Origin of the sequence: uncultured Marinobacter sp. (assembly GCF_963974375.1) — a bacterium.
GTDB lineage: Bacteria > Pseudomonadota > Gammaproteobacteria > Pseudomonadales > Oleiphilaceae > Marinobacter.
Genome location: NZ_CAXBDN010000197.1, coordinates 1 through 8,474, shown reverse-complemented (window position 1 = coordinate 8,474; position 8,474 = coordinate 1). Strand labels below are relative to the sequence as shown.

The window sequence follows — 8,474 nt, the reverse complement described above, 5'->3', positions numbered from 1 at the left end:
CGATGGCTGTCTGGCCGGAGCTGTTCGGCCCCGGCATACACCGCTGGCAGGGCCGCCATGAGGTCGGTTGGCAGCAGAGCCATAAAACCGCGGGATTCACTGGCCAGGTCAGCGGCAGCAAGGTGAGCACTGGCAGCCACCATCGCCGTTGCAGCCAGATCAGGCAACTGCCCTGCCAGTGCACCGCAGATGCCCGAAAGCACGTCACCCATGCCACCTGTGGCCATACCCGGGTTCGCTCCTGCAATGATGACGGGGATCTGGTCCTTGGCCGCAATCACGGTTCCTGCCCCCTTGAGCAACACCACACCGCCAAAACGGCGGCGCAACGCCTCCGCAGCCGCCAGCCGGTCCGATTCTATATTGGCCACCGAAGTATCCAGCAGTCGCGCTGCCTCCCCGGGATGCGGGGTAATCAACTGGTGCTCGCTGACCACCGGAACCCGACGGGAAAGCAGGTTGAGGGCATCGGCGTCCAGCACTCGCGGGCAGTCGGCGGCCAGTACCTGTTGCAACATCTGCTGGCCCCAGGCCTGCTGGCCGATGCCAGGTCCACAGACCACGGTGTCGGCAACCTTCAGCAAATCCGCCAGTTCATTGCCGTGGGTGATGCCCCGCACCATGACCGACGGGCAGCGAGCGAGCATGGGCGCAACGTGTTCCGGTCGCGTCACCAAAGTCACCAGACCGGCACCGCTGCGGGAAGCGGCCTCTGCTGCCAGCAGGCCGGCGCCACCAAACCCCCGGTCGCCGGCAACGATCACCACATGCCCGAAGGCGCCCTTGTGCGCTACCCGGGAACGCACCGGCAAATGACCCGACGCCCGCCCCCAATCCACCAGTTGCGCCGCTTTCGGTACCGGGTCAGAGGCCAGATCGTCGGCCGTGCCCAGATCGTCAAAAACGAGATCGCCGCAGAACTGGGGCCCTTTGCCCGTCACCAGGCCCGTTTTCATGCCAATAAAGGTAACCGTAACCGTTGCCTTCACCACTTCAGCTTCGCCATGGCCAGTGGTGCCGTTGAGGCCTGACGGAATGTCCACCGCCAGCACCGGCCGGCCCTGGCGGTTCACCCGGCCGATGGCCTCATCAAACGGCGCCCTGGGGGCACCTCGGGTACCGGTCCCCAGCAGGGCGTCAACAAACAGATTTGCCCTGTCGAACAGGGCGTCCAGTTCCGCTACCGGCAAATCCGCCCAGCGCAGGATCGGCACCCCGGCATCACGGGCAGCCTTGCAGGCCCGGCCGGCATCTCCGGAGAGCCGGCCGGGATCTGCCAGCGCCAGACACTCTGCAGCCAGCCCGTGCTGCAGGGCATTGACTGCGATCAGATAACCGTCGCCACCATTGTTACCGGCACCGCACAGCACCACAATCCGACCGGGCTCCGGCCAGCGCCGCAGCAGCTGCCGGAAAGCGGCCCGGGCCGCCTGCTGCATCAGCCCGAAGCCGTCCACACCCTTCTCTTCAATGAGAAAACGGTCCAGCGCCTGGACACCATCGGCGGTGTACAGGGAATCTGGTAAGCTGTTGATCCGGGTGGACGCCATTTCGGGTTAGCCTGTAAAGAATGCGCTCTGGTTACCAGCGACAACTACCTGGTTAATGATTCAGTTTAACTGTTGTGGCCAGACACCTGTAAAGCATAGCAAAATTCACATATAGAACATAACTTGACCAATAGTAAACCGAATCCATGACCACTGCACTTAAAGATTTACCAGAAAAAATCCAGTCCTGGGCTCAGGAACTGGGTTTCAGTGCAGTGGGCATAACCCTTCCGGACACCGGTGTTCACGGCGAGCGGCTGCAGAACTGGCTGGATGCGGGCATGCAGGGAGAGATGACCTGGATGGGGGATCACGGCGACAAACGTTACACGCCGACGTCCCTGGTGCCGGGAACCTTGCGGGTAATTTCGGTACGGATGGACTATCTGCCCTCACCGGACAATCCGGCAGAGGTGCTGCAGGATGCCGACAAGGCCTACGTCTCCCGCTATACCCTGGGTCGCGATTACCACAAGCTGATTCGCAAGCGCCTGGCACAGCTGGCCGGTAAAATCGATGAGGCCGTGGCCGGCTTTGATTACCGGGCCTTCACTGACAGTGCCCCGGTGATGGAGCGGGCGCTGGCACAACGGGCCGGGCTCGGCTGGATCGGCAAGAACACCATGCTGCTCAGCACCAAAGCCGGATCCTTTTTCTTCCTGGGTGAAATTTTCACCAGCGCGCCGCTGCCGCTGACGGAAGCCTACGAGAAGGACCACTGTGGCAGCTGCACCTCCTGCCTCGACCTCTGCCCCACCGATGCCTTCGACGGCCCCTATGTGCTCGACGCCCGCCGCTGTATCAGTTACCTCACTATCGAACTCAAGGGCAGCATTCCGGAGGATCTTCGCAAGAAAATGGGCAACCGGGTGTTTGGCTGTGACGACTGCCAGCTGGCCTGTCCCTGGAACAAGTTCAGCAAACCCAGTGCGGAACCGGATTTCCAGCCCCGCCATGGCCTGGATAACAGCACCCTGGCCAGCCTGTTTCTTTGGGACGAGGCAACATTTCTGAAACGCACCGAAGGCTCTGCCATTCGCCGCACCGGTTATGAGGGCTGGCTGCGAAACCTGGCGGTGGGGCTGGGCAATGCCCCTTCAACCATTCCGGTCATCGAAGCGCTGAAAGCCCGGGCCGATCATCCCTCGGAGCTGGTCCGGGAGCATGTAACCTGGGCGCTGGAGCAGCACCAGGCCCATTAACCCAGACCAATATTCAAAGTCGGAAAAACTCGCTGCGGTAGTGACGCAACTCCTCAATGGATTCGCGGATATCATCCAGTGCCAGGTGGCTACCGGACTTCCTGACCCCCTCCAGCACATCCGGGCGCCAGCGCCGGGCCAGCTCCTTGACTGTACTCACATCCAGATTGCGGTAATGGAAAAACGCTTCCAGTTCCGGCATGTACTTCACCAGAAAGCGGCGGTCCTGACCGATACTGTTGCCACACAGTGGCGATTTTCCAGGCGCCAGGTATTTGGCCAGAAAGGCAAGGGTCTGCTGTGCGGCATCCTGTTCGCTGACGGTACTTTCACGGACCCGCCGGGTCAGACCGCTTTCGCCATGAGTGCGGGTACACCATTCATCCATCGCCTCAAGCACGTCATCAGGCTGGTGAATCGCCAGTACCGGCCCCTCGGCGACCAGTTCCAGCTGGGAGTCCGTCACAATGGTGGCGATCTCGATAATCCGTTCTTTTTCCGGGTCCAGTCCGGTCATTTCCAGGTCAATCCAGACCAGGCGGTCGTTCTCTGACATTGATAACCTCTTCGTGCTGTTGGCAATGCTATGATGGTACACCAGAAACAGCCAGATAACGGATCGACATGGCCAAAAGACGCCTCAGTAAACAGCAGCAATTCCGGATTCGCCGTATTCAGGCGGAGCGGACCGAAAGAGCCGGCAAGCGGGAACAGACCATTGATCGCCAGCTGGAAGCAGGTGAGCTGGGCGACGAACAGTCCGGCCTCATTATTGCCCATTACGGGCAACAGCTGGACGTTGAGGCTCGGGAGGGCGAGCACAAGGGGGAGTTGTTCCGCTGCTTTGTGCGGGCCAACATTGACAGCCTGGTGACTGGTGACCAGGTGACCTGGCGACCGGGTCAGGAGCGCACTGGCGTTATCGTTGCCCGCAACGAAAGGCAAACGCTGCTGCAGCGCCCGGACAACTTCGGTCAGCTAAAACCGGTGGCGGCGAATATCGACCACATCATTCTGGTGATTGCGCCAGAACCGGAGCCCCATGACAATCTGATCGACCGCTATCTGGTGGCCGCCGAAAATACCGACATTCCGGCGGTGATCCTGCTGAACAAGGCCGATCTGCTCAACGATCACAACCGGGCACCCATCGAGGCCCTGCTGAACCGTTACCGGGATCTGGGTTACCCGGTAGTGGTAGCTTCGGCCCACCATCCGGATGCGGCAACTCCTGAGGTGATCGACGAACTGGTCAGAAACCGCACCAGCGTCTTTGTGGGTCAGTCCGGAGTGGGCAAATCCTCCATCATCCAGACCCTGATGCCGGATACGGAACTGAAGGTCGGTGCACTGTCGGTCAGTACCGGCAAGGGCACTCACACCACCACCACAGCAAAACTCTTTCACCTGGCCATTGGCGGTGACCTGATCGACTCGCCGGGTATCCGGGAGTTCGGGCTGTGGCACATGACCGCACAGGAAATTGAATACGGCTTCCGGGAAATCCGCAATGTGACCGGCAACTGCCGCTTCCGGGATTGCCGCCACAAGGGCGAGCCGGGCTGTGCACTGGCCGCTGCGGTCGAGGAAGGCAAGATCAGTCCGCAACGACTGCACAGTTATCAGCGTATTTTACAAAGCATGGAAGAACAGCAGGCCCGGGGCCTTACCACAGAAACAGAGGGTCGGCGCCACTAGTGTCCCGTCCGGGCCCGTTGGCCGTGCCAGCGGGCCACTGTCACCAGTTGACTTCGTCTGGCCTCACCGGTGCCTGCTCCTGCTGCCAGTCACCGCTTTCCAGTTGCTGACGGGCGGCACCCTCTTCTGCCTCGGTGGGACGGGTCAGATCAATCAGGGGTTCGTTGCGACTGCCGGCCCGGCTCTGGATATCGCCGGCCGCCTTCTTGTTGAGCACGATGATCGAAATCCGCCGGTTAACCGGCGCTGTCGGATTGTCCGCATCGAACAGGACCGCATCGCTCAGACCCACCACCCTGGCAATCTGTTCCGGCCTCACACCCCCCGTCACCAGAGCACGGCGTGCGGTATTGGCGCGATCCGCAGATAACTCCCAGTTGGTGTACCCCGGTCGTCCGACGAAGGGCGCGGCATCGGTATGGCCGGTAATGCTGAGCTTGTTATTGACCGAGCCCAGAGGCTTGGACAGCTCGAACAGTATGTCCTGGGAATAGTACTTGAGAACCGGACTGCCGCTGTCAAACATCGGTCGCTGGGAGCGGTCAACAATCTGGATCCGCAGACCTTCATCGGTGATGTCGATCAGCAACTGATCCTTGAAGGCCTGCAGGGTCTCACTGCTCTGGATCTGTTCCTGCAGATCCTGAAACAACTCTTCCATCTGGCGCCGTTCAAGCTGATCCGAGAGACTCTCGATCTGCTGCTCGTCCAGACGGATCGGGGTATCGTCCATATCTGCGGTGCTGGACTCCACCACCGAGGCACTGCCACCCAGATCGATCGGGCTGGATGCCCCGCCCTCGGTAAAGCCAACCGGGTCACGAAAATAACCCTGAACGGCTTCTTTCTGCTCCGGTGTCGCCGTTGCGGTCAGCCAGAGCACCAGGAAAAACGCCATCATGGCGGTTGCAAAGTCCGCAAACGCCACTTTCCAGGAACCACCGTGGTGACCCGCTGCTACCTTCTTGACGCGCTTTATGATGATCGGCTGTTCGTCCAAGACTACACCTGCATACCAGAGAACGGTCGGTTAATGAGGCCAGACACTATTTGGACCGGACATGGTCATTCAGTTCCTGGAAGCTGGGCCGCTTGTCGGTAGGCAGTGCCTTGCGGCCGAACTCGATGGCCATCTGTGGCGCCTGCCCGGAGACCGTCGCGATGATGGAGGCCTTGGCACATTCATAGGCCTTGAGTTCGTATTTCGCGTGGTTTTCAAGGGCTATGGACATGGGACCGACGAAGCCATAGCCCATAAAAATACCGAGGAAGGTACCCACCAGGGCTGCAGCAACACTGAGGCCGATTTTCTCAGGCCCCTCAGTGAGAAAGTTCATGGTGATCACAATACCCAGAACTGCAGCCACAATACCCAGCCCTGGCAACGCATCGGCAACCTTGTTGACTGCATGGGCCGGCTCTTCGAGCTCGTGCTGACGGGTATCAAGCTCGTTATCCATCAGGCCTTCCAGCTCATGGGGCGCCATGTTGCCAGAGCTGATAATGCGCAGGTAATCGGTGACAAAAGCGGTCAGGTGTTTTGACTTCATGATGGCCGGATAGCGGGAGAAAATCTGACTGTCTGCCGGATTATCAATATCCTCCTCAATCGCCATCACGCCCTGCTTCCGGGACTTGTCGAAGATTTCGTAGAGCAGGCTCAGCAAATCCATGTAGAACGCCTTGTTGAAGGGCGAACCGGTAATCAGCCGCATGACGCCAGCCATTACCTCCTTCATGGTATGAAACGAGTTGGCAATAATGAAGGCGCCAAGGGCGGCACCGAAAATGATCAGGACTTCCGTGGGCTGCCACAGCACCATCAGGTTCCCGCCGTGGAGCACATACCCCAGCAACACGCAAACCAGTACAATCAGTGAACCTAGAATCAAACCCATGGGAGTCTGGATAACCTCTGTCAGTGTGTTCGGAGGGGTACGACCTTTATTATTGTTGCCGACATCATAGCAAGGGCTGACAACCGGCGCGAAAATGATAAACCATTTCTTCCGGGCAGTGGTGTTTTGCTAAACTCCGGGTCCAAACCATCGGAGCTTCCCAACTATGTCTGACCGGCTGTTTATCCTTTTCCAGTATCTGCTCCCTCAGCTACTGGTATCACGCCTTGCCGGCAAACTCGCAGACTGCACCGGTGCCAATGCATTACGCGTCCGGGTTATACGCTGGTTTATCGGCCGCTACGGGGTAAACATGAGCGAAGCGGAGCATGCCGACCCGCAAAGTTACCCCACCTTCAACGCATTTTTTACCCGTGCGCTGAAGCCCGGACTGCGGCCGGTGGTGGCGGATGCGGAAGCCATTGCCAGCCCGGTGGACGGTGCCATCAGTCAATTGGGCAAAATTTCCGATGACCGTGTCTTCCAGGCCAAAGGCCAGTCCTTCGGGCTGACAGACTTGCTGGGTGGAGATACCCAGCGGGCAGCGCCCTTTGCCGGTGGCCAGTTTGCGACCATTTACCTGGCCCCCAGGGATTACCACAGGATACACATGCCGGTGGCGGGTACCTTGCGGGAAATGGTTTACGTACCGGGCAAACTGTTTTCCGTGAATCCGCTGACCGCCCGCAAGGTGCCGGACCTGTTCGCCCGCAATGAGCGTGTGGTCGCCATTTTTGACACCGACTACGGGCCCATGGCCATGGTACTGGTGGGCGCCATGATTGTGGGCAGTGTCGAAACCCGCTGGAGCGGCATCGTCGCCCCCGGCAATAACCGCGAGGTATCTGCCAGCGACTACCGCCACTGCAAGGAAATCCGCTACGACAAGGGCGAGGAAATGGGACGCTTCAGGCTGGGGTCAACGGTCATTCTGGTGTTCCCCAAAGACCACTGCCAGTGGGAGGCGTCATTACAGGAACACTCGGTGGTACGCATGGGCGAGCGTTTCGGCGGGTGGCTCTGAGCCATCAGTCCTTTCAGGCCCGCTCGGACGGAAAAGCCAGCACCCGGCTGATGTCGGCAACCCCCGCCTTCAGCATCAGCAACCGGTCCAGCCCCAACGCAACCCCGGCACAGGGTGGGATACCGGCTTTCAGCGCCGCCAGAAACGACTGATCCAATGCCATTTCAGGTTTGCCGCAGGTCCTCCGACGCTGGTTGTCGGCCCTGAACCGGCGCAGCTGCTCGGCGGCATCGGTCAGTTCCCAGTAGCCGTTGCACAGTTCGATGCCGTCAACGTACAGCTCGAAACGGTGTGCCACTGTCATGCCGTCCAACCGCGACACTCTGGCCAAGGCAGCCTGACTGGCCGGGTAGTGACAGACAAAGACCGGAGATATCTGCGCCAGGGCAGGCTCTACCTGATGACTCATGATCAGGTCGAGACAGGCATCGCGATCCAGCTCTGACGCCAGTTGCTGACCAACCCAGGGCTCACAACATGCTGCCAGCGCCCGGTCGTCGACAGTAAACGGATCCACACCGGCATACCGCTGCATGGCCTCCCGGTAACTCAGCCGCGTGGGTCGTGGCAGCTCCAGCCAGCCACAGACCAGGTCGGCCACCTCATCCATCAATGCAACGTCATCAAAATCCGGCCGGTACCACTCCAACAGCGAAAACTCCGGATTATGACGACGCCCCCTTTCACCATCACGAAATACCCGGCTCACCTGGTAAATAGCACCAGAGCCGGCTGCCAGCAGTCGTTTCATATGGTATTCGGGTGAAGTTTGCAGCCAGCCGGGGCCGGAAAAGCCCGCCAGCGGAGCGGGCGCAGCCTGCACGCTGTCGATGTTCGGATCGGTTATGCCGTGGCGACCCAGAACGGGCGTTTCCACTTCCAGAACCTGACGACGCGCAAAAAAATCGCGCAACCACGCCAGCTGGCGGGCCCGCAATTCCAGGGCCGCCCTGGCCGCGGTAGGCCGCCAGGGGGTATCGTCAGTCAGGTTCACGGATGGCCACTGTCCGGTCTGCACACGGCTGGCTGCTCACAGAGACTGCGTTCAGCCGCCCTTGACCCGGTTTACGTACTCGCCGGAACGGGTATCCACCTTCAGCAC

The 8,474-nt window shown here is 60.0% G+C and carries 8 protein-coding genes; 3 read left to right on the top strand and 5 right to left on the bottom strand.

Going from position 1 to position 8,474, the window contains the following annotated elements:
• Window positions 1–1,550 (bottom strand): NAD(P)H-hydrate dehydratase (locus AAC035_RS15320; RefSeq protein ID WP_339805660.1); only part of this gene is annotated, 1,550 nt, incomplete at its 3' end.
• Between the two features lie 146 nt (window positions 1,551–1,696).
• Here AAC035_RS15320 and queG point away from each other — a divergent pair.
• Window positions 1,697–2,752: a tRNA epoxyqueuosine(34) reductase QueG gene (gene queG / locus AAC035_RS15315; RefSeq protein ID WP_339805659.1), complete on the top strand. Its 1,056-nt coding sequence runs from the start codon at window positions 1,697–1,699 to the stop codon at window positions 2,750–2,752.
• A gap of 13 nt (window positions 2,753–2,765) precedes the next feature.
• On the opposite strand, the gene orn is transcribed toward queG, so the two are convergent.
• The gene (gene orn / locus AAC035_RS15310) at window positions 2,766–3,308 is read right to left on the bottom strand and encodes an oligoribonuclease (RefSeq protein ID WP_339805657.1); all 543 of its coding nucleotides are present in this window, start codon (window positions 3,306–3,308) and stop codon (window positions 2,766–2,768) included.
• Between the two features lie 68 nt (window positions 3,309–3,376).
• On the opposite strand from orn, the gene rsgA reads away from it, so the two are divergent.
• Window positions 3,377–4,450, top strand: a complete 1,074-nt coding sequence (rsgA, locus tag AAC035_RS15305) for a small ribosomal subunit biogenesis GTPase RsgA (protein ID WP_339805655.1) — start codon at window positions 3,377–3,379, stop codon at window positions 4,448–4,450.
• 40 nt (window positions 4,451–4,490) lie between these two features.
• Here rsgA and motB read toward each other — a convergent pair whose 3' ends face one another.
• The gene (gene motB / locus AAC035_RS15300) at window positions 4,491–5,450 is read right to left on the bottom strand and encodes a flagellar motor protein MotB (RefSeq protein ID WP_339805653.1); all 960 of its coding nucleotides are present in this window, start codon (window positions 5,448–5,450) and stop codon (window positions 4,491–4,493) included.
• Between the two features lie 46 nt (window positions 5,451–5,496).
• Complete coding sequence (motA, locus tag AAC035_RS15295; protein ID WP_339805651.1) at window positions 5,497–6,348, bottom strand: flagellar motor stator protein MotA; 852 nt, start codon at window positions 6,346–6,348, stop codon at window positions 5,497–5,499.
• 166 nt (window positions 6,349–6,514) lie between these two features.
• Between motA and asd the strand changes: the two genes are divergently transcribed.
• On the top strand, window positions 6,515–7,372 hold the full coding sequence (gene asd, locus AAC035_RS15290) for an archaetidylserine decarboxylase (protein WP_339805649.1): 858 nt from the start codon (window positions 6,515–6,517) through the stop codon (window positions 7,370–7,372).
• 13 nt (window positions 7,373–7,385) lie between these two features.
• Here asd and epmA read toward each other — a convergent pair whose 3' ends face one another.
• Entirely contained in the window at window positions 7,386–8,360 is a 975-nt protein-coding gene (gene epmA, locus AAC035_RS15285) for an EF-P lysine aminoacylase EpmA (protein ID WP_339805662.1), read from the bottom strand.
• Between the last annotated feature and the right edge of the window lie 114 nt (window positions 8,361–8,474).

What these genes read in the sequence shown, in the direction of transcription:
- motA (WP_339805651.1), bottom strand. Translation starts at nt 6,348, where the DNA reads ATGGGTTTGATTCTAGGTTCACTGATTGTACTGGTTTGCGTGTTGCTG.
- queG (WP_339805659.1), top strand. Translation starts at nt 1,697, where the DNA reads ATGACCACTGCACTTAAAGATTTACCAGAAAAAATCCAGTCCTGGGCT.
- asd (WP_339805649.1), top strand. Translation starts at nt 6,515, where the DNA reads ATGTCTGACCGGCTGTTTATCCTTTTCCAGTATCTGCTCCCTCAGCTA.
- rsgA (WP_339805655.1), top strand. Translation starts at nt 3,377, where the DNA reads ATGGCCAAAAGACGCCTCAGTAAACAGCAGCAATTCCGGATTCGCCGT.
- orn (WP_339805657.1), bottom strand. Translation starts at nt 3,308, where the DNA reads ATGTCAGAGAACGACCGCCTGGTCTGGATTGACCTGGAAATGACCGGA.